Here is a 19,946-nt window from a genome sequence, read left to right on the forward strand (position 1 = left end):
CCGTCACGCGGCCGGTGCTCAGTCGATGAACAGGTGTTCTGGCGTATACGGGGGGTTTCATGCGCATTCTGATCACCGGCGGAGCCGGTTTCATCGGGTCCAACCTGGCCCGCGCCGCGATGGTCGAGCCCACCATCGGGGGGATCACCGTCCTCGACGACCTCTCGGTCGGGCTGCGGGCCAACCTCGACGGCCTGGACGTCGAGCTGATCGAGGGCTCGATCCTGGACCCGGCCGCCCTGGACGCCGCCATGGCGGGCTGCGAGGCGGTGGTCCACCTGGCCGCGCTGCCCAGCGTCCCCCGCTCGCTGAGCGACCCGTTGGCCTCCCACCACGCGAACGCGACAGGGACTCTCATGGTGCTGGAGGCGGCGCGGCGACACCGGGTCGCGCACGTCCTCGTCGCCTCCTCCTCATCCGTGTACGGCATGAACCCGGCGCTGCCCAAGACCGAGCTGACCTGGACCCGCCCGATGAGCCCGTACGCGGCCAGCAAGCTCGCCACCGAGGCGTACGCCCTGGCCCACCAGGCGTCGTTCGGGCTGCCCACGTTGGCCTTCCGCTTCTTCAACGTGTTCGGCCCCGGCCAGCGGCACGACCACACGTACGCGGCCGTCATCCCCCGTTTCGTGTACGCCGCCCTGCGCGACGAACCCGCCGTGGTGCACGGCGACGGGACGCAGTCGCGCGACTTCACCTACGTCGGTACGGTCTGCGACGTCATCCTCGACGCGCTCCGTCGCCGGGTACACCATCCGCATCCGGTCAACCTCGCCTTCGGCGCCCGGGCCAGCCTGTTGCGGGTCCTCGACGAGCTCGAGTGGTTGTGCGGCAAGCCGATCGCCCGCGAGTACGCGCCGCCGCGGACCGGCGATGTCGCGCACTCGCTGGCCGACAACGCCACGCTGCGGCACCTGTTCCCGGACGTCGCACCTGTCGCCCGTGCGGAGGGGCTGCGCGCGACAGTCGAGTGGATGGCCGGTCGGTTGGACGCCGAGCGTGCCGTAGCCGTCGCACCTCGGTGACCCGGGCAGCGAGTCGGGCCGTACCGGAGCCGGTGGGCCCGGTGGCGGTGGTGCCGGCCGCCGCGCCACCTACCGGCACCACTGTCGCGCCCGGCGCGCCGACCCCGGCGGCTTCGAAGGACCGGGACCGCACGGTCACGGTGGGTATCGCCGCCGCGATGGTGGCGAAGGGTATCGGCCTGGCTGCCCCCCTGGTCATCACCCCGGCCTGCTTCCGGTTCCTCGGTGACCAACGCTACGGCCTGTGGATGGCGGTCACCGCCCTCACCGGGATGGCGTGGTTCGCCGACCTGGGGCTGGGCAACGGGCTGCTCACCCGGCTCAGCCACCTGGCCGACGACCCCCGGCAGGCGGCCCGGGAGGTCTCCAGCGCGTTCGCCACCCTCGGGGTGGTCGCGGTGGCGCTGCTGGTGGGTCTCGTGCTGGTCGCCCCCGTGGTGCCCTGGGCCGCGCTGTTCAACGTCAGTGACCCGGGTGTCGCCGCCGAGGCGTCCGCCCTGGTCCTGCTCTGCTTCGGCGCCTTCGTGGTCAACATTCCACTCTCGCTGATCCAGCGGATCCAGTACGCCCGGGGCCAGGTGGTGCAGAGCAACGTCTGGCAGTCGGCCGGGGCGCTGGCGGGCATGGCGGCCGTGCTCGGCGCCATCGCCGCCGGGTGGGAACCACTGGCGGTCATCGCCTGCGCGGTGCTGGCCGTGCCGGTGACCAACCTGCTCAACTGCGTGACCTACTTCTGGTTCCAGGATCGCGGACGGCGGCCGGGCCCGAAACTCGTGCACCGGGCCACCGCCGTCGGTCTGCTCCGGCTGGGCCTGCGGTTCTTCGCGCTCACCACGATGTCGGCGATCGCGCTGAACGTGGACAGCCCGCTGGTCGCGAACGTCCTCGGGCCCACCACGGCGGCGCACTACGCAGTCGTGGGCAAGCTGTTCGGCGTCCTGTCGATCTTCGTCGGGCTGGTCGGTATGACGGTCTGGCCGGTCAACGGCGCCGCCCTGGCGCGGGGCGAGGTGGCCTGGGTACGTCGCAACACACGCCGCATGGTGCTGCTCTACGGGGTGATCGTGGGGACGGTCGGGGTGGTGCTGGTCGGCTACGGCCACCGGCTGATCGACCTCTGGGTGGGCGGCATCGACCGCGCGGAAATCCCGGTCACGGTCCTGATCGGGCTGGCGGGCTGGTCCCTCCTGATCGCGGTCACCTCTCCGCTGATCCTGGTGCAGAACAGCGTCGGGCTGCTCCGGCCGCAGTTCGTCGGCTGGGCCACGTTCCTGCTGCTGGCGACGGCGCTCAAGATCTGGGGGCTGCGGCAGTTCGGGCTCGCCGGCCTGCCGGCGGCGGCCTGCGTCGCGTACGTGCTCACCATGTGGCCGGCCGTGCTGGTGGGTTACCGGCGGGCGCTCACCAGGGGAGAGCCGACGTGACCGGGTCGTGCCGGGTGCTGCGGGTCGTCGGCGAACTGAACTTCGGTGGCACCGAGATGCGCACCGCCGAACTGCTGCCCCGGCTCTCCGCCGCCGGCGTCCAGGTGCACCTGGTGACGCTCAGCGACCGGGTCGGTCCCGGCCCGCTGGCCGGCGTGGTCGGCCGGCACGGCGGATCGGTCACCCCGATCCCGCTCGACCTCCGCTTCGTCGCCCGTTTCCTGGGCCTGCTGCGGCGGCTGCGACCGGACGTGGTGCACGTCGACTGCGCCAACTTCTCCGGGGTGCTGCTCGCGCTCGCCGCACTGTGCGGTGTGCGCGTCCGCGTCGCCCACTTCCGGGGCGACGACAACCAGCACCGCAACCTGCGCCGACGCGTCTACCGCTGGGTCTGTAAACGGTTGCTGCGGGCTTCCGCCACCGACATCCTCGGCGTCTCGCCCAGCTCGCTCACCGTCGCCTACGATCCGCGCTGGCGAGACGACCCCCGCTGCCAGGTGGTCCTCAACGGACTCGACCTGGACCGGCTGCGCCGCCCCAGCCAGGACGACCTACGCGAGTTGATCGGCGCACGCCCGACCGAACTGGTCTGCGTCAGCGTCGGCCGGGCCTCACCGGAGAAGCGGCGCTGGCTCCTGCCGCCGATCCTCGCCGAGCTGCGGGCCCGGGGAGTGGAGGCCCACGCCGTCCTCATCGGGCCGGGCGACGACGCCGACGACGAGCGCGTCCGGGCGGCCGCGGCCGTCGCCGGTCTGGCCGACCGGGTGCACCTGCTGGGTCCGCGCGACGACGTGGGAGGGCTGCTGAGTCAGGCCGACGTGGTGGTCCACCCGTCCTGCCTGGAAGGGCTGCCCGGAGGCGTGCTGGAGCCCGTCGCGTTGGGCGTCGGCACGGTGGCCGCCGACCTGCCGGGGGTGCGTTTCATCGACGAGCACCTGCCCGGCGTGACCATCGTCGACACCGACGCCGCGCCGCGGCGGTGGGCGAGCGCGGTGCGCACGGCGGCGTCGTACACCGCGCAGACCTCGGCCTCGGCGGCGGCCGAACGGTTCGCGGGCAGCGTCTTCGCCATCGACACGGCGGCCACCACCCACCTGACGATCTACCGACGGTGGGCGTCGGGCCGCCCGCACCACCCGGTGCCACCCCGGCCGCCGGCCTTCTCGACACGGGGAGACAGATGAACGAGCAGACAACGGTGATCGGCCGGCAACCCCGCCCGGACGCGGGGTCGACCCGGCGGGCCGACCTGCCGCGTCCGCTGCTGGTGGGCGCGTACGCCTTTCCGCACGGCGACGCCACCTCCAACCGCCTGTTGCAACTCGCCCGTTCCGCCGCGCCCGACGGCGCGCACACGCTTGTCGTCAACGACTGGCCCTGCGAGGTGTCCTTCCCGGCCGGGCAGCCCGGCGTGACCGGCATCGACCTGCTCACCATGCGGATCCGGGGTCGGCACCACCTCACCCGCGCGTCGGCCCGGCTGGCCCGACCGCTGCGGGTGCTGCGGGCCGTCCGCCGTGTCGGCGTCGGGCGCGGCGACGTGAGCGTCGTGCTCCTGCCGATGGCCCTGATGACAGTCGGGAACTGGGCGACCCTGCGCCTCGTGCTGCGGTGCCCGGTGGTGGTGGACGCCAGCGAGCGCCACGACCGCCGGCAGTTCCGCCGCGGCTGGCTCACCCCGTACTTCGTCCGGCACCGCTGGTCGACGTTCCTGGCGACCCGGCTCGTCGGGCGGGCCACGGCGGTCTCCACCACGCTGGCCGACTACCTGACGGGCCACGGCCTGGACGTGCTGGTGGTGCCGCCGCAGGTGGACTGCGACGAGTTCCGGGCGCCGCAACCGCCCCCGATCAGCGACGGCCTGCGCCTGCTCTACGCGGGCACCCCCGGGCGCAAGGACATGCTCGACGTGATCCTGCGGGGGATAAGCCGGCTCGCCCCGGAACACCAGCGGCGGGTCAGCCTCACCATCGCCGGGGTCAGCGCCGCCGATGCCGCCGCCCACTCGGACCTGGACGTCGGGGTGCTGGACGCGGTCTCGGCCGACGTGCGCTTCCTCGGTCGCGTTCCGCGCGAGACCGTGCTGAGCCTGCTGTCGGAGTCGCACTTCTCGATGCTGGTCCGCCCCACCGGGGGGTACGCGGCCAACGGGTTTCCGTCCAAGGTGCCGGAGAGTCTCGCCGCCGGGTGCCCGGTGCTGCTCAACCACACCAGTGACCTGGCCGCCTACGTGCACGACGGGGTCGAGGGGTTGGTGCTCGACGGCAACGGCCCGGACGATGTCCGGTCGGCGATCGAGCGGGCGCTGCGGCTGCGCGACGAGGAGTGGACGGCGATGAGCGGGGCGGCCCGGTCGCGGGCCCGCGAGTCGTTCGACCACAGGGCCTGGCGGGACCGGGTGAGCGCCTTCGTGACGGCGGGCCGGGGCAACTGAGCCCGACACCCACCGGGTTCGCGCGGTGCGAGGGCGCTAGCGCAGCACGGCGGTGGGTCGGCGCGGCGCGCTGTCGTCGAACACGCCGGCCCCCTGCTGGCGTGCCTCCGCGTGGGGCCTGTCGGCGCGGGCGGCGGCGTCCCGGTCGACGGGGTCCCGCTTCTTCGGCAGGTGCAGCAGCGCGGCGGCGACCACGGTCCAGAACACGTACGGGTAGGTCTGGCCCGTGCCGAACATGGCCGACTCGGTGACCTGGATCAGCAGGCCGGTGACGACGAGCCAGACGAGACCCGCGTCGGCCCGGCGTACCGGGGCCCGCAGGACGACCCGCCCGGCGGCCACCAGCAGCAGCACCAGCGGCACCACGGCGGCGAGCCCCAACTCCAGCAGCAACTGCAGGTAGCTGTTGTGCACCACGCTCACGCCGGCGGTGCCGAAGAACTCGTCGGCGCTGGCGAGCTCGAACAGGTGGTTTCGCGACGCGTACCCGAAGCCCAGCGTGGGGCGGTTCTGCCACCACAGGTCGATGGTCGCCTGCCACATCTGGGTGCGACCGTTGGACAGGTCACCACCGGTGGGGTCGGTGAAGCGCAGGACGAACTGGCGCATCCAGGGCGCGGCGAAGATGGTGGGCAGCAGGTTGAGCAGGTGTGCCACCAGCAGCAGGGCGGTCATCCCCGCGGCCAGGCGGACCATCCGGCCGAGCCCGTAGCGCAGCACGAGCCAGAGTGCGCCGACGAGCACGGCGATCAGCGCGGTGCGCGACTGCGACAGCAGGAGGCTGGCGGCGGCCGGCACCATGCCGAGCAGCGCGACGTGCCGCCGGGACTGCCGGTAGACCGCCCAGCCCAGCGGGATCGTCAGGGCGCAGACGATGCCGAGCATGTTCGGGTTGTTGTAGAGGCCCTGGAACCGGGTGACGCTGGAGGTCGCGGCGACGAGCGTGCCGTCGGCGAACCCGATGCCGAGGCTGACCACGATGGACGCGGTGAGGACCAGGTAGACCACGCGCAGGTCGGCCATCATGACCGCGCGATCGGGCCACCGGCGTCTGATGAGTACGTGCACCAGGGCGGCCAGCAGCAGCAGCGCGACGCCCCGCTGGAGGGTCTCCATCGGGACCACCGACCAGGCGAAGCTCACCGTGGCGAGGCCGGCCATCGCCCAGAGCGCGACGACGAACACGCGGGTCCAGAGGTCGGTGCCGGCCGGCGTCCGGGCCGGTAGGCAGAGCCCCCAGAGGACCAGGCCGGCGACCGCCGCGTACCGGGGATAGAAGCTGGCCTCGACCAGCGTCGGCACGTTGGACGAGGCGCAGACCAGGAGCCCCATGGTCAGGGCCAGCATCCACCGCCAGCCGTCGACCCGGCGGCTGAAGGCGAGTAGCAGCACCAGCGCCACCAACCCGGTCGCGACCAACGGGACGGTGATGGCCGCGATGGTGGTGACCACCACGAGACACGTCGCGCCGACGAGCAGGCCCAGTTGGCCCATCCGGTTTCCCACGTGATGTCCTTCGAAGTCCGGCCGCTGGCGTTGCCGGCGGTCGTCGGGTGGGACCGTCCTCAGCGAGGCGCGTCCTGTAGGCCCGGTTGGGCCGGTTCGACAGCCCAGCGGGCCCTGGCGGCGTGCATCGCCCGGATCATGTCCGGCCAGTTCGGCGGCCGGTAGCCGGTGGCGTGGGCGAGGGCGTCCGCGTTCATCGACCGGTCGCAGGCGAACTCGTCGTCCGGCACGATGTCGCCGGGCCACCCGTACACCTCGGCGATCAGGCGGAGCAGGTCGTACTTGGAGATCGGCTCGGCGGCCACGTGGTAGAGCCCGGTCAGCTCCGTCCGGGGCAGGATCACCGTACGGAGCAGTCGGGCGAACTCGACTGTCGTCACGCCGCTGTAGATGGCCCGGGTGAAGCCGCGTACCTGCCCCCGCTGGGACAGGAACCAGTCCACCAACGAGCGGTTCGTGACCAGCTCGTGTCCGATGATCGACGTGCGGAGGGTGAGTGCGGAGACCCCGCGCGCCTCACCCAGCAGCTTGGACCGCCCGTAGAGGTCGGGTGGGTCCGGCAGGTCGTCCTCGACGTAGCCGCCCCGCCGACCGGAGAAGACGCAGTCGGTGCTGACGTGGATCAGGCGGCTGCCGAGTTGCCCGCAGGCGTCGGCGAGCAGATGGGGAAAGAGCGCGTTGAGGGTGACCGTCTGCACCGCGTCCTGCACGTCCGGTCGTTGCTTGATCACGCCCACGCAGTTGACCACCACGTCCGGTCGCAGGTCGTCGATGAGCTGCCGGACCTGAGCGAACCGGGTCGCGTCGACGGCCGGGGTGATCCGGTCGAGCAGGCGCTGCGGGTACCACCCCGCGCGGTCCTCGATGCTCCGGGCGACGCCGTGGACGTCGAGGTCCGGGTCGTCGCTGAGCTCGCGGATGACCGCGTGGCCGAGCATGCCGGTGACGCCGACGACGAGGACCCGTCGCGTCGGGCGCGGCTCCTCCTCGCCGGGGCCGCTGCGTCGGCGGGGGACCAGCTCCGGTCGTCGTCCGGCGGTACCGGTGCTCATGCCGTTACGACCGCCGCCGCCGCGGCCTCGACCTGCGCCCGCACCTCGGGCAGCGTCAGCAGCAGCGACTCGATCTCCGGTACGGACAGCCGCCGGGCGTTGTGCGAGTGGAAGTCGGCCATGTTGCCGCTCTCGACGTCGCCCTCCTCGAAGTAGAGGGAGTAGTTGAGGTCGCGGCTGTCCACCGGCACCCGGAGGAACTCGCCGAGATCCTCGACGTGGGCGAGCTCCTCGCGGCTGGCCAGGGTTTCGTAGAGCTTCTCCCCGTGCCGGATGCCGAGCACGTTGAACTTCGCCGGGACCCGGAACAGGTTGCACAGCGCGGTGGCCAGGTCGCCGATGGTGCAGGCGTCGGCCTTGCGGATGAAGACGTCACCCGGCTGGCCGTACCGGAAGGCGTGCTCGACCAGGTCGACCGACTGCGGCAGGGACATCAGGAACCGGGTCATCGACGGCTCGGTGACCGTCGGCAGCCCGCCCCGCAGGATCTGCTCGATGAACAGCGGGATCACCGATCCGCGCGAGTACATGACGTTGCCGTAGCGCACGCAGCAGACCCGGGTACGAGCTTCGGGATTGTTGCGGGAGTGGGCCTGCGCGACCTTCTCCATGAGGGCCTTGGTCATGCCCATCGCGTTGACCGGATAGACGGCCTTGTCGGTGCTCAGCAGCACCAGCGCCTCGACGCCGACCCGCTCGCACGCGTCCACCACGTTCGCGCTGCCGAGCACATTGGTGCGGACGGCCTCCAGCGGAAAGAACTCGCAGGAGGGGACCTGCTTGAGAGCTGCGGCGTGAAAGACGAACTCCATTCCCCGCGCGGCCTTGAGCACGCTGTCGTAGTCCCGGACGTCACCGACGTAGTAGCGGACCCGGTCGTCGCCGAGGCGGTGCCGCATCGCGTCCTGTTTCGACTCGTCACGGCTGAGTACGCGCACCTCGGCGGCCCCGGCGTCGAGCAGTCGGGAAACCATTGTCTGGCCGAAGGATCCGGTGCCACCGGTGATCAGGAATCGCCGGTCCGAAAGCGAGGAAACCACATCTTCTCCTGCCTGTTTCCCGGGGGGCCATCCTCGGGAATCGGATTCTCGTCGAACGCGACCCTACGCTTGGCCAAGAGGCGCCGTGACCTCTTCCGCTAAAAGGAATTCGAGTCGTGTTCGCTGTTCGTGGCGGCCCTTCGACAGATACGCGAACAACGCTCGGCGTTGCCGAAGTGGCCGTTCGGCCCCCCATTGTCGACGCGCCGAAAGTCGTTAGCGCTAAAGACGGAGTTGGTGCTCTGGAAAGGTGGTATGCGTACTCCATGCCAAAAGTTGCTCTCCACGCGGCGCACCCGCGCGCCGGTGCTTCCGACCTGACCAGCGGTCGGGAAACACCTCGGGACGGCACTACGACACGGCGACCCTACGATCGCTGGAAGCGGCTTCTCGACGTCCTCGGCGCTCTTCTCGTCCTCCTGCTCGGCGCTCCCGTGCTGGCCCTGGTGGCCCTGGTCGTACTGGTGGCGCACGGGCGTCCGGTGCTGTTCCGGCACACCCGACCGGGGCTGCACGGCACGTTGTTCGAGGTGGTCAAGTTCCGGACGATGCGCCACCCCGACCCGGACCGGGGGCTGGTGAGCGACGCGGACCGCCTGACCCGGGTGGGCCGCTGGTTGCGGGCCAGCAGCCTCGACGAGTTGCCGGAGTTCTGGAACGTGCTGCGGGGCGAGATGAGCGTGGTCGGTCCCCGCCCGCACCTCGTCCGCTACCTCAGCCTCTACAACCCCGAACAGGCCCGTCGGCACGACGTACGGCCGGGCATCACCGGGCTGGCCCAGGTGCGTGGCCGCAACGCGCTGGACTGGGACGCGAAGTTCACCTACGACGTCGAGTACGTCGACCGGCGGTCCTTCCTGCTGGACCTGCGGATCATCCTGGCCACGATCTGGGTGGTGCTCAGCCGCCAGGGAATCTCCGCGCCGGGCGCGGCCACCTGGCACGAGTTCACCGGCAACCCGCCCGCGCGGGCGACCGCCGAACACGACGCCGCCCACCGGCGATGAACCGGGTCCTGCTCCTAGGCGCCGGTGGGTTCCTCGGCCGACACATCCGGACGGCGCTGGCCGCCCACACCACCGTCCGGTCGATCACCCGCGCGGAGTGTGACCTGGTCCGGATCGAGCTGCGTGACCTCACCGCGCTTGTCGCCCGGGAGCGACCGGACGTGGTGGTGACGGCGGCCGGGCGGATCGTCGGCTCCGGGTACGACTTCGTGCAGGCGCACGTCGTCGCGACCGCGAAACTGATCGAGGCGGTGGCCGCCGCCGCCCCCGGCGCCCGCCTGATCCGGATCGGCTCGGCCGCCGAGTACGGCACCGTGCCGCACGGCCTCGCCGTCAACGAGGAGTACCCGGGCACACCCGTCAGCGAGTACGGGCTCAGCCACCTGGCCGCCACCCGGTTGGCGGAGCTGGCCGGCGGGGCGGGCCGCCTCGACACGATGGTGTTGCGGATCTTCAACCCGGTCGGGCCGGGAATGCCGCCGGGCAACGTGCTCACTCGGGTGACCGCGATGGTGAGGTCGGCGGTCACCACCGGAATGGGGGAGATCGCCGTGGGTCTGCACGACACGTACCGGGACTTCGTCGACGTGCGGGACGTCGCCATGGCGGTCCTCGCCGCGGCGCGCTGCCGGCCGGGGCCCGCGCGGGTCTTCAACGTGGGCAGCGGAAAGGCGGTGGCGACGCGCGACGTCGTCCAGTTGTTGGCCGAGGTGTCCGGCTTCACCGGCGACATCCGCGACGGCAGTTTCGCGCCGGACGCCAGCCGCTCGGCCGCGGTGCCCTGGATGTGCGCCGACATCGAGCGCGCGAACCGGGTGCTCGGGTGGGCTCCCGCGTACGACCTCGGTGAGTCGCTGACCACGCTGTGGCAGGCCGACGGCGAACAGCCCGCCCGCCCCGTCGCCGGTTCGGCGGCGAGGTGAGGCCCATGCGGATCGGCCTGCTCACCCAGTGGTTCGACCCGGAGCCGGGCGCCGCCGCGCTCCCCGGGATGCTCGCCCGGGCCCTCGCCCGCCGGGGGCACGAGGTCCAGGTCCTCACCGGCTTCCCCAACTACCCGACCGGCGAGTTGGCGCCCGGCTACCGGGTGACCCGCCGCCTCGACGAGGTCGACGGAACGACCCGGATCCGCCGGGTGGCCCTCTATCCCAGCCACGACCGTTCCGCCCTGCGGCGGATGGCCAACTACGGTTCGTTCGCCGCGTCCGCGCTGGTCTCCGGCACGTCGGCCCTGCGCGGCCTGGACGCCCTCTGGGTCGGGAACTCACCGATCAGCGTCGCCCTGCCCATGTGGTTCACCCGGTACGTGCAGCGGGTGCCGGTGCTGCTGCACGTCCTGGACCTGTGGCCCGACAGCGCGGTGGCCAGCGGCTTCCTCGGCACCGACCGGGTGTCGCGGATGATCGAACGGGGAATGGCCGGCTGGTGCGGTGGGATGTACCGCAGCGCCGGCCGGGTCGCGTACGTCTCGCCCGGCGCCGCCGACCTGCTCGCCGGCCGAGGCGTACCCCGGGAGAAGCTCGTCCACATTCCGGTCTGGGCCGACGAGACGCCACGTACCCGCGTCCCCGACCTGCGCGCGGAGTTCGGGCTCCGCGAGGACCAGGTGGTGCTCGTGTACGCCGGAACGCTCGGCGAGGCGCAGGGGCTCGACTCGCTCATCGACGCCTGCGCCCGGATCCGCGACCCGCGCCTGGTCTGCCTGATCGCCGGCTCCGGGACCACCGAGGAGCGGCTACGACGGCGGGCCGAGGAGGCGAACGCGACACACGTGCGTTTCCTCGGCCGGGTGCCCCGGGAGCGGATGCCCGCGCTGATGGCCACCGGAGACGCGCACTACGTGAGCCTGCGACCCGGCGGCATGTCGGCGTACACGATGCCGAGCAAGGTGCAGGCCACCCTCGCCGCCGGGCGGGCCCTGCTGGTCGCCGCGGAGGGGGACGCCGCCGCCGTCGCGCGGGACAGCGGCGCCGGTATCACCGCCCGCCCGGGTGACCCGGACTCGATCGCCGACGCCCTGCGGGAACTCTGCGACCTGGGCCGGGAGAAGCTCGAACTGCTCGGTCAGGCCGGTCGGGCGCACTACGACCGGATCTTCTCCGTCGCCGCCGGTGCCGAGCGGGTCGAGCGGGCGCTGTGCGAGGCGGTGGAGAGCCACCGGCGGCGCTGACCCGCGACGCAGCACGTTCCGGAGCGTGGGCAGCTCGCCCAGACTGGTGGCGCGCAGCACCGGCACGTGGTGACCTCAGCCTTGTGCAGCTCCTGGCCTCGACGGGGCGAGCTGTAGAGTCGCGACGGCCGCTCGGGCGAGGGAAGAAACGGCCGGACCTGCGAGGGGGATGGCACGTGCTGCACTTGAGGGTGATCACCCCGGAGAGCAGGTCGACGGAGGTCGTCGACCTGCTTTCCGCAGAGGCGGGGGTGACCCACCTTGCCGTGCTGCCTGGTGCCGCCCGGCAACCGCAGGGTGACCTCATCCTCTGCGACGTGGTGCGGGAGAGCGCCGACCGCGTGCTGCGGGAGTTGCGGCGGATCGGCGTGGACACCAGCGGCGGCATCGCGGCCGAGGACATCGAGCTGACCATCTCCGCGGCGGCCGACCGGGCGGCGGAGCGGGCACCGGGCAGTGGCGCGGACGCGGTGGTCTGGGACGAGATCGCCGCGAAGACCGGCGAGCAGACGGAACTGTCCGGCACGTACCTCGTGCTGATCGTGGTGGCCACCATGATCGCCGGCATCGGGGTGCTGCTGGACCAGCCGATTCTCATCGTCGGGGCGATGGTCGTCGGTCCGGAGTTCGGCCCCCTCGCCGCGCTGTGCGTGGCGTTGCTGCGCCGCCGGCTCGGGGTGATCGGCCGCTCGGTGCAGGCTCTGGTGGTCGGCTTCCTGGCGGCCATGGTGGCGACCGTGCTGAGCACCTGGGCGCTGACCGCAGCCGGCCTGGTCAGTCGGGAGATGCTGCTCGCCGAACGCCCGCTCACCGACTTCATCTGGCGGCCGGACGCGCTGTCCTGGGTGGTCGGTCTACTCGCCGGCGTGGCCGGGATGCTCTCGTTGACGTCGAAGAAGTCCGGCAGCCTGGTCGGGGTGCTGATCTCGGTGACCACGGTCCCGGCTGCGGCGAACGTGGCGGTGGCCGCCGCCTACGGCGCGTGGGACGAAGCGGGCGGCTCGGCACTCCAACTGGTGATCAACCTGGGTGCGATCGTCCTGGCCGGACTGCTCACCCTCGTGGTGCAGCAGGTCTGGTGGTGGGGTCTGGCTCGCCGGTCCCGTCGTCCAGCAACCGGGTGAGCAGCGTCCGCAACGGGATCGACTCGCCGTCGCGGCCACCGGCCCCGACCACCAACGGCGCCGGGCTGGGCTCCGGGTCGGCGCCGAACAGCCGGGCCCGCAGACCGCCCGGCACGGTCAGCAAATGGAACCTGCCGGCCACGTCCACCGCCCGGGTCTCGGCCCGGTCGACGTACCAGCCGGTCAGCCTGGTCCGGTAGCGCCCGCGCCCGTCGTAACCCCGGGCGACCAGCCGGGTGGTGCGCAGCCCTCGCCGGGTCGCCTCGGCCACGAACCAGGCCACCAGTTTGGCCGCCTCGGCCTGCTCGGCGGCCCGCCGCCGCGCGTCCGCGTCGGCGTGCGCCCGCACCGCCTGCCGCTGCTGATCCCGCCACTCTCGGGCGTCTCGCTCACCCACGACGCCGACGGTACGCGAGCCGACTCAGTCGAGCACGGCCCGTAGCGTGTGCCGGGCGATGCCGGCCATCACCGGGTTGGTGTCGACGTAGTAGGGCAACGCGTTGATCGCCTGCGCCAGAGCCCAGCCGCGCCCCCGCTGCCAGGTCGCGTCGTCCACGCCCAACGCCCGCCGGTACGTCTCCCGGGAACGGGCGTCGAGCATGTTCCACGCCGGCATCAGGTCCACCGCGGGGTCGCCAACGCCGACCGTGCCCAGGTCGATGACGGCGGCCAGTCGACCGTCGCGGACCAGCAGGTTGCCCGGCATCAGGTCGGCGTGGATCCACACGTCGGTGGGGTCGTCGCGGCCCGCGTCCCGACACCGATCCCACACCTCGCTGAGCGCGGCGGTGTCGGTGAGCGGGCCGCTGACCGCGAGCGCGGCCCGTACGCCGGTGTCCTCGTCGGCCAGCGGCCCGCCGCGCCCGCTCCCGGACCAGGCCCGCCCGCCGGTGTCGATGCCGCGCAGGGCCGCCACCACGCCGGCCAGGTCACCGGCGAAGACGTCGAGGTCGTCGATCCGGTCGGGCTGGGCCGTCTGGCCCGGAATGAACTGGTACGCCGTCCACGGCCCGGGGTACCCGTCGCCCGGCTCGCCGAGGCCGAGCGGTTCGGGCACTGCGACCGGCAGGTGCGCGCCGAGCAGCACGGCGTACTCCTGCTCAAGCCGCAGCTCGGCGCGCAGCTCGGGGCCGGTCGAGGGGAGCAGCGGAAACCGCAGCACGACGTCGGGGCCGAGCCGGAACAGGGCGTTCACCGTGCCGGTCGAGGGGAGCGGCCGGACCGGCAGGCCCCGCCACCGCGGAAACTGCTCGGCCACCAGCGCGGAAACCACGTCCACGCTCACGTCCACCTGATCGGCGTGCATCCTCACCGCGAGATCATCACCCCGAACCTCGCAGCCACGCGAGCAAATTTCCCCGCCGCCCGCGCCGCCCGCGGTTGTCCTGGGCCAGGGGGGCCGGCACCCGCGCCGATCTTGCAGTTTCGGTCGTCGAGATGGGCGGATTGCCGGCTTATGTCGGGACAGTAAGTGCAAGATCGACGGAGAAGGGCGGCTCGGCTTCGTCGATCATGGAGTTGTGGTGCCTGGCTTGGCGTTATTCAGGCGATTTGTCGCCCACCACAACTCCATGATCGACGGGACGGGACGGGACGGGGTCAGGCCAGGCCGGCGCGGCGTAGGGCTTCCGCCATCGCGTCGTTGGCTGGCGCCGGTGCGCCCTGCCGCTGCCCGCCACGGCCGCCCTGCTGCCCGCCACGGCCGCCCTGCTGCCCGCCACGGCCGCCCTGCCCGCCGCGACCGCCCTGCTGCCCGCCGCCGCGACCACCCTGTCCGCCACGGCCGTCGGGCTGTCCGCTGCCGCGACCACCCTGCGGGCCACCGGACGTGCCCTGCCCGCCACGACCACCCTGCGGCGTGCGCTGCGCCGGGCCGCCACGCCCCTCCTGGCTGGTCCGACCACCACCGCCGACGGTGGCGGGCTCGTCGTCCAGGCGCAGGGTCAGCGAGATCCGCTTGCGGGGTACGTCCACGTCGAGCACCCGGACCTTGACCACGTCGCCGGACTTCACCACCTCGCGGGGGTCCTTCACGAAGGTCCGGGACATCGCCGAGACGTGCACCAGACCGTCCTGGTGCACCCCGACGTCGACGAACGCGCCGAACGCGGCCACGTTGGTGACCACGCCCTCCAGCACCATCCCCGGCGTCAGGTCGCTGATCTTCTCCACCCCCTCGACGAAGGTGGCGGTGCGGAACTCCGGACGGGGATCCCGGCCCGGCTTCTCCAGCTCGGCGAGGATGTCGGTGACGGTGGGCAGGCCGAACCGGTCGTCGACGAAGTCGGTGGCCCGCAGCCCGCGCAGGATGCCGCTCTTGCCGATCACCGAGCGCAGGTCCTGCCCGGTGGTGGAGAGGATCCGGCGCACCACCGGGTACGCCTCGGGGTGCACGCTGGAGGAGTCCAGCGGGTCGTCGCCGTCCGGGATGCGCAGGAAGCCGGCGCACTGCTCGAACGCCTTCGGCCCGAGCCGGGCCACCTTCTTCAGCTCGGTACGCGAGCGGAACGGCCCGTTGGCGTCCCGGTGCAGCACGATGTTCTCGGCCAGGCCGGCGCCGATCCCGGAGACCCTGGTCAGCAGCGGCGCGGAGGCGGTGTTGACGTCCACCCCGACCGCGTTGACGCAGTCCTCCACGACCGCGTCCAGCGACCGGGACAGCTTCACCTCGGACAGGTCGTGCTGGTACTGCCCGACCCCGATCGAGCGCGGGTCGATCTTGACCAGCTCCGCGAGAGGGTCCTGGAGGCGGCGGGCGATGGAGACCGCGCCGCGCAGCGACACGTCCATCCCGGGCAGCTCCTGCGAGGCGTACGCGGAGGCGGAGTAGACCGACGCGCCGGCCTCGGAGACCATCACCTTGGTCAGGTTGAGCTGCGGGTGCCGGGCGATCAGGTCGGCGGCGAGCTTGTCGGTCTCGCGGGAGGCGGTGCCGTTGCCGATCGCGATCAGCTCCACCCCGTGCGCCCCGGCCAGCCGGGCCAGGGTCTCCACCGACGCGTCCCACTGCCGGCGCGGCTCGTGCGGGTAGATCGTGTCGGTGGCGACCACCTTGCCGGTGGCGTCCACCACTGCCACCTTCACGCCGGTCCGCAGGCCCGGGTCCAGGCCCATGGTGGGCCGGGTGCCGGCCGGCGCGGCGAGCAGCAGGTCCCGCAGGTTGGTGGCGAAGACCCTCACGGCCTCCTCCTCGGCCGCCTGCCACAGCCGCATCCGCAGGTCCGCGCCGAGGTGGATGAGGATCCGGGTACGCCACGCCCAGCGGACCGTGTCGGTCAGCCAGCGGTCGGCCGGGCGGCCCGCGTCGGACACCCCGAACCGGCCGGCGATGGCCGCCTCGTAGCGGGTCGGGCCGGTCGGCACGGCGTCCGCCTCGCCCGCCTCCTCCGACTCCATCGTCAGGTCGAGCACGCCCTCCTTCTCGCCCCGGAACATCGCCAGGATCCGGTGCGAGGGCAGTTTCGGGTACGGCTCGGAGAAGTCGAAGTAGTCGGCGAACTTGGCGCCGGCCGCCTCCTGACCCTCGCGTACCCGGGAAACCAGCCGGCCCCGCGACCACATCTGCTCGCGCAGCGTGCCGATCAGGTCGGCGTCCTCCGCGAAGGTCTCGATGAGGATCGCCCGCGCGCCCTCCAGCGCGGCGGCGGCGTCGGCGACGCCCTTCTCCTCGTCGACGAACCCGGCGGCGGTGACCCGCGGGTCCTGACTCGGGTCGGCCAGCAGCGTCTCGGCCAACGGCGCCAACCCGGCCTCGCGGGCGATCTGCGCCCGGGTCCGTCGCTTCGGCTTGTACGGGAGGTAGATGTCCTCCAGCCGGGACTTCGAGTCGGCGGCCATGATCTGCGCTTCCAGGGCCTCGTCCAACTTGCCCTGGCCGCGGATCGACTCCAGCACCGCGGCCCGCCGCTCGTCCAGCTCGCGCAGGTATCGCAGCCGCTCCTCCAGGGTGCGCAGCTGGGTGTCGTCGAGCAGGCCGGTGGCCTCCTTGCGGTAGCGGGCGATGAACGGCACGGTGGAGCCGCCGTCGAGCAGCTCCACGGCCGCCCGCACCTGGCGCTCGGCCACGCCGAGCTCGTCGGCGATCCGCTGATGAACAGACTGGGTCACGATCTCGATCCGCCTTCGGGAGTGGGTACGCCTGCATTCTGCCGGGCGGGCCGGGGCGCTGTCGCCGCGCCCGGCCGGGGCGGGGGACGCAACCGCCGGGCCCGGCCGGGGTGACCGGCGGCGGTCCCGTCGGGCCTGCGCTAGCGTGGCGATCATGGAATCTGCTGCGGAGCCGCGTGCCCGGCGGCTCTTCGGCGGCAGCGCCCGGGCCCTCGGCGACCTCACGGCCAACCCGTTCCGCGCCGACCGGGACCGGATCGTCGGCTCGCCGTTCTTCGCCCGCCTCGGTGGTGTCACCCAGGTGATCAGCCCGGTCGGCTCCGGGCTGCTGGTGCACAACCGGCTCACCCACAGCCTCAAGGTCGCCCAGGTGGCCCGGGCGGTCGCCGAGCGGCTGAGCGGCGACGAGCGGTGGCGTGACCTGCTGGACAAGCTCGGCGGCTGCGACCCCGACGTGGTGGAGGCGGCGGCGCTCGCCCACGACCTCGGCCACCCACCGTTCGGGCACCTGGGGGAGCGGGTGCTGGACCGGCTGGCCCGCCAGCGCCTCGGCCTCTCCGACGGCTTCGAGGGCAACGCGCAGTCGTACCGGATCGTCACCAGCACCGAGATCCGCGGCGCGGCCACCACCGGGTTGGACCTGACCGCGGCGGTCCGCGCGGCGATGCTGAAGTACCCGTGGACCCGCCTGGACCACCCCGACCCGCACCCCCGCACGATGGATCCCCCGCCGCGCGGCGCCACCCCGCCGCCGGACGACCCGGACAGCGGCTCGTCGAAGTTCGGCGCGTACCGGACCGAGCTGGACGACCTGCGGCAGGCCCGGGAGCCGTTCGCCGGTCGCATCCCGGACTGGCAGCAGACCGTGGAGGCGTCCGTCATGGACACCGCCGACGACATCGCGTACGCCATCCACGACGTGGAGGACTTCTACCGCGTCGGTGTGCTCCAGCAGGGTTCGGTCTCCGCGGAGTTGATGGCGTGGCAGCGCGAGAGCGGGCACTTCCGGGCGATCACCGACGCGGCGCTGGCCACGGCGGCCCGGCGCCCCGGGGCGGCGATCGAGCGGCTCCGCCGGCAACTGCACCGCAAGGACGCCTGGATCGCCGACGACGACGCGTTCGCCGCCGCTGTCGAGCACGTCCGCGAGGAGCTGGTGGACGGGCTGCTCGCGATGCCGTTCGACGGCTCGATCGAGGCCGAGCAGTACGTGGCGCGGTTCTCCGCCCGCTGGTCCACCCGCTTCGTCGAGGCGATCACGGTCACCGACCAGCCGTCGGTGCGCTCCGGGCACGTGCTGCTGGGCTGCGCGCAGTGGCACGAGGTGCAGGTGCTCAAGTTCGTCCACCACCGGTTCGTGCTGGCCCGTCCGGATCTCGCCCTGCACCAGCGCGGCCAGGCCCGGTTGCTGGGCACCCTGGTCGAGGCGCTCTGGGAGTGGCTGCTGGACCCGGAGGAGGAGTCCCGGCTGCCCCGCCGGCTGCACGACCTGGTCGAGTTGGCCGAGGCGGAGCTGCACCCGCGTACCCCGGACCGGATCGGTCGCGCCCGGGGGCGAGCCATCGTGGACTTCGTCGCGCAGCTCACCGACGGTCAGGCGGTGGCCATGCTGGACGCGCTCTCCGGCCGGTCCGGCGCGCTCTGGACCGACGCGTTCGTGCTCTGACCCGGCTCACTCAGCTCCGGCCGGGCTCAGCTCTGGCCTGACTCAGGCGACCGACTGCCACCAGCCGTCGACGGCGGGCGGCTCGTCGACCACCACCCGCTCGCCGGGGCGGGGCACGGCGAGCCGCACGTCGCGGGCCTTCGCCTCGGCCCACAGCCGGTCGACCGGCTCGGACCAGTCGTGCAGGGCCAGGTTGAACGTCGCCCAGTGCACCGGGACGAACAGCCCGCCGCGCAGGTCGAGGTGGGCGGTGACCGCCTCCTCCGGGAACATGTGGATCGTCGGCCAGGCCCGGTCGTACGCGCCGATCTGCATCAGCGTCACGTCGAACGGCCCGTGCTCGGCGCCGATCTCGGCGTACCCGTCGAAGTAACCGGAGTCGCCGGTGTAGAAGACCTTGCGGTGCGCGCCGGCCACCACCCAGGAGCTCCAGAGCGTGCCGTCGCGGCGCAGCCCGCGACCGGAGAAGTGTTGGGCGGCGGTGGCGGTGATCTCCAGGCCGGCGACCTGGTACGACTCGGACCAGTCCAGCTCGATGATCCGCTCGGCGGGTACGCCCCAGCGGTCCAGGTGCGCGCCCACGCCCAGCGGCACCAGGAACGGCGCGGACTGCCCGGCGAGCAGCGCCCGCACAGTGGCCATGTCGAGGTGGTCGTAGTGGTCGTGCGAGATCAGGATGGCGTCCAGCGGGGGCAGCTCGTCGATGCCCACCGGTGGTTCGTGCAGCCGGCGTGGGCCGACCAGCCCCGAGGGCGAGCACCTGTCGCTCCAGACCGGGTCGAGCAGCACCCGCCGCCCCTCGATCTCGACAAGCGTCGAGGCGTGGCCGTACCAGACGATGTTGAGCTCGTCGGCGGCCTCCGGGCCGCCGGCGCTGGGCCGCAGCAGCGGCACCGGCGCGGTCGGACGCCGCTTCTGCTTGCCGAAGATCAGCTCGCGGAGCAGGTTGCGCCCCGGCTCGGCGACCATCGTGCGGGTGCCCGTCCGGTTGTGGAAGGTGCCCTCGCGGAACTGCGGCGAGCGGGCCGCCCGTTCCGCCCGCGCCCCGCTGAGCCGGCCACCCAGCGCCGCCGGCACATCCCGGGCGACCCAGGCCAGGCCGGCCAGCGCGGCCAGGCCGGCCGCGCCCCGCATCCGTCGCCCGAGCGACCGTTCGACGTCCGTGTTCTGCGCTCGTGCCATTGCCGTCCCTCCGACGTGTCCGCCCTACACGGTAGTCACCCGGACCGACCCGTGCCTCGGTGGTCGCCACGCCGGGTCGGGGGCCGGGCCCCGCGCCCCCCCCCGGGGGGGGGGCGGGGGGGGCCCCCCCCCCGGTGCTGGGGCGGCGGGCGGGGTTCCCGAACCTCCAGCCCCCCCCCCCGCTCCCGGGCACCGCGGCCACGCACCAG

General features: G+C 72.8%; 16 protein-coding genes. 9 read left to right on the top strand and 7 right to left on the bottom strand.

The window, feature by feature from the left end; all coding sequences use genetic code 11:
• The first annotated feature begins 59 nt into the window (after nt 1–59).
• From ACFYL6_RS31450 to ACFYL6_RS31465, 4 genes are read left to right on the top strand one after another with little or no spacing between them, the layout of a single operon-like run.
• Nucleotides 60–1,025 carry an NAD-dependent epimerase/dehydratase family protein gene (locus tag ACFYL6_RS31450; RefSeq protein ID WP_387176856.1) on the top strand — a complete coding sequence of 322 codons (966 nt, stop codon included), beginning with the start codon at nt 60–62 and terminating at the stop codon, nt 1,023–1,025.
• Nucleotides 1,022–2,449, top strand: coding sequence for a lipopolysaccharide biosynthesis protein (locus tag ACFYL6_RS31455; RefSeq protein ID WP_387176857.1), 1,428 nt, complete (start codon nt 1,022–1,024; stop codon nt 2,447–2,449). Before ACFYL6_RS31450 ends, ACFYL6_RS31455 begins: the two co-directional genes overlap by 4 nt.
• Nucleotides 2,446–3,633 (top strand): glycosyltransferase, encoded by a 1,188-nt coding sequence (locus ACFYL6_RS31460; RefSeq protein ID WP_387176858.1) that lies wholly within the window; start codon nt 2,446–2,448, stop codon nt 3,631–3,633. Before ACFYL6_RS31455 ends, ACFYL6_RS31460 begins: the two co-directional genes overlap by 4 nt.
• Nucleotides 3,630–4,883 (top strand): glycosyltransferase, encoded by a 1,254-nt coding sequence (locus ACFYL6_RS31465; RefSeq protein ID WP_387176859.1) that lies wholly within the window; start codon nt 3,630–3,632, stop codon nt 4,881–4,883. The genes ACFYL6_RS31460 and ACFYL6_RS31465 overlap by 4 nt, the downstream gene beginning before the upstream one ends.
• Before the next feature lie 36 nt (nt 4,884–4,919).
• Here the strand turns inward: ACFYL6_RS31465 and ACFYL6_RS31470 are convergent, their stop codons facing one another.
• Genes ACFYL6_RS31470 through ACFYL6_RS31480 form a run of 3 tightly spaced genes read right to left on the bottom strand, consistent with a single transcriptional unit; the run spans nt 4,920 to nt 8,481 of the window.
• Complete coding sequence (locus ACFYL6_RS31470) at nt 4,920–6,389, bottom strand: O-antigen ligase family protein (RefSeq protein WP_387176860.1); 1,470 nt, start codon at nt 6,387–6,389, stop codon at nt 4,920–4,922.
• A gap of 59 nt (nt 6,390–6,448) precedes the next feature.
• Complete coding sequence (locus tag ACFYL6_RS31475) at nt 6,449–7,441, bottom strand: dTDP-4-dehydrorhamnose reductase family protein (RefSeq protein ID WP_387176861.1); 993 nt, start codon at nt 7,439–7,441, stop codon at nt 6,449–6,451.
• Entirely contained in the window at nt 7,438–8,481 is a 1,044-nt protein-coding gene (locus ACFYL6_RS31480) for a polysaccharide biosynthesis protein (protein WP_387176862.1), read from the bottom strand. Before ACFYL6_RS31480 ends, ACFYL6_RS31475 begins: the two co-directional genes overlap by 4 nt.
• A gap of 266 nt (nt 8,482–8,747) precedes the next feature.
• On the opposite strand from ACFYL6_RS31480, the gene ACFYL6_RS31485 reads away from it, so the two are divergent.
• From ACFYL6_RS31485 to ACFYL6_RS31500, 4 genes are all read left to right on the top strand, one after another.
• The gene (locus ACFYL6_RS31485) at nt 8,748–9,488 is read left to right on the top strand and encodes a sugar transferase (RefSeq protein ID WP_387176863.1); all 741 of its coding nucleotides are present in this window, start codon (nt 8,748–8,750) and stop codon (nt 9,486–9,488) included.
• A complete protein-coding gene (locus ACFYL6_RS31490) occupies nt 9,485–10,411 on the top strand; it encodes an NAD-dependent epimerase/dehydratase family protein (RefSeq protein ID WP_387176864.1) in 927 nt (308 codons plus the stop codon). The genes ACFYL6_RS31485 and ACFYL6_RS31490 overlap by 4 nt, the downstream gene beginning before the upstream one ends.
• Nucleotides 10,412–10,416: 5 nt before the next feature.
• The gene (locus ACFYL6_RS31495; RefSeq protein WP_387176865.1) at nt 10,417–11,658 is read left to right on the top strand and encodes a glycosyltransferase family 4 protein; all 1,242 of its coding nucleotides are present in this window, start codon (nt 10,417–10,419) and stop codon (nt 11,656–11,658) included.
• A 176-nt stretch (nt 11,659–11,834) separates the two neighbouring features.
• Complete coding sequence (locus tag ACFYL6_RS31500; RefSeq protein ID WP_387176866.1) at nt 11,835–12,782, top strand: DUF389 domain-containing protein; 948 nt, start codon at nt 11,835–11,837, stop codon at nt 12,780–12,782.
• On the opposite strand, the gene ACFYL6_RS31505 is transcribed toward ACFYL6_RS31500, so the two are convergent.
• The 3 genes from ACFYL6_RS31505 to ACFYL6_RS31515 all read right to left on the bottom strand — a co-directional run bounded on the left by ACFYL6_RS31505 (nt 12,712) and on the right by ACFYL6_RS31515 (nt 16,889).
• Nucleotides 12,712–13,179 carry a hypothetical protein gene (locus tag ACFYL6_RS31505; RefSeq protein ID WP_387176867.1) on the bottom strand — a complete coding sequence of 156 codons (468 nt, stop codon included), beginning with the start codon at nt 13,177–13,179 and terminating at the stop codon, nt 12,712–12,714. The two genes, ACFYL6_RS31500 and ACFYL6_RS31505, sit on opposite strands and share 71 nt — an antisense overlap.
• 24 nt (nt 13,180–13,203) lie before the next feature.
• Complete coding sequence (locus ACFYL6_RS31510) at nt 13,204–14,088, bottom strand: aminoglycoside phosphotransferase family protein (RefSeq protein WP_387176875.1); 885 nt, start codon at nt 14,086–14,088, stop codon at nt 13,204–13,206.
• Between the two features lie 293 nt (nt 14,089–14,381).
• Complete coding sequence (locus tag ACFYL6_RS31515) at nt 14,382–16,889, bottom strand: Tex family protein (RefSeq protein WP_387176868.1); 2,508 nt, start codon at nt 16,887–16,889, stop codon at nt 14,382–14,384.
• 154 nt (nt 16,890–17,043) lie between these two features.
• Here ACFYL6_RS31515 and ACFYL6_RS31520 point away from each other — a divergent pair, with 154 nt between their 5' ends.
• Nucleotides 17,044–18,555, top strand: a complete 1,512-nt coding sequence (locus ACFYL6_RS31520; RefSeq protein ID WP_387176869.1) for a deoxyguanosinetriphosphate triphosphohydrolase family protein — start codon at nt 17,044–17,046, stop codon at nt 18,553–18,555.
• Between the two features lie 42 nt (nt 18,556–18,597).
• On the opposite strand, the gene ACFYL6_RS31525 is transcribed toward ACFYL6_RS31520, so the two are convergent.
• Nucleotides 18,598–19,737: an MBL fold metallo-hydrolase gene (locus tag ACFYL6_RS31525; protein ID WP_387176870.1), complete on the bottom strand. Its 1,140-nt coding sequence runs from the start codon at nt 19,735–19,737 to the stop codon at nt 18,598–18,600.
• Nucleotides 19,738–19,946: the final 209 nt, after the last annotated feature.

It is taken from the genome of Micromonospora sp. NPDC007208 (assembly GCF_042869175.1).
Lineage (GTDB): Bacteria > Actinomycetota > Actinomycetes > Mycobacteriales > Micromonosporaceae > Micromonospora > Micromonospora foliorum.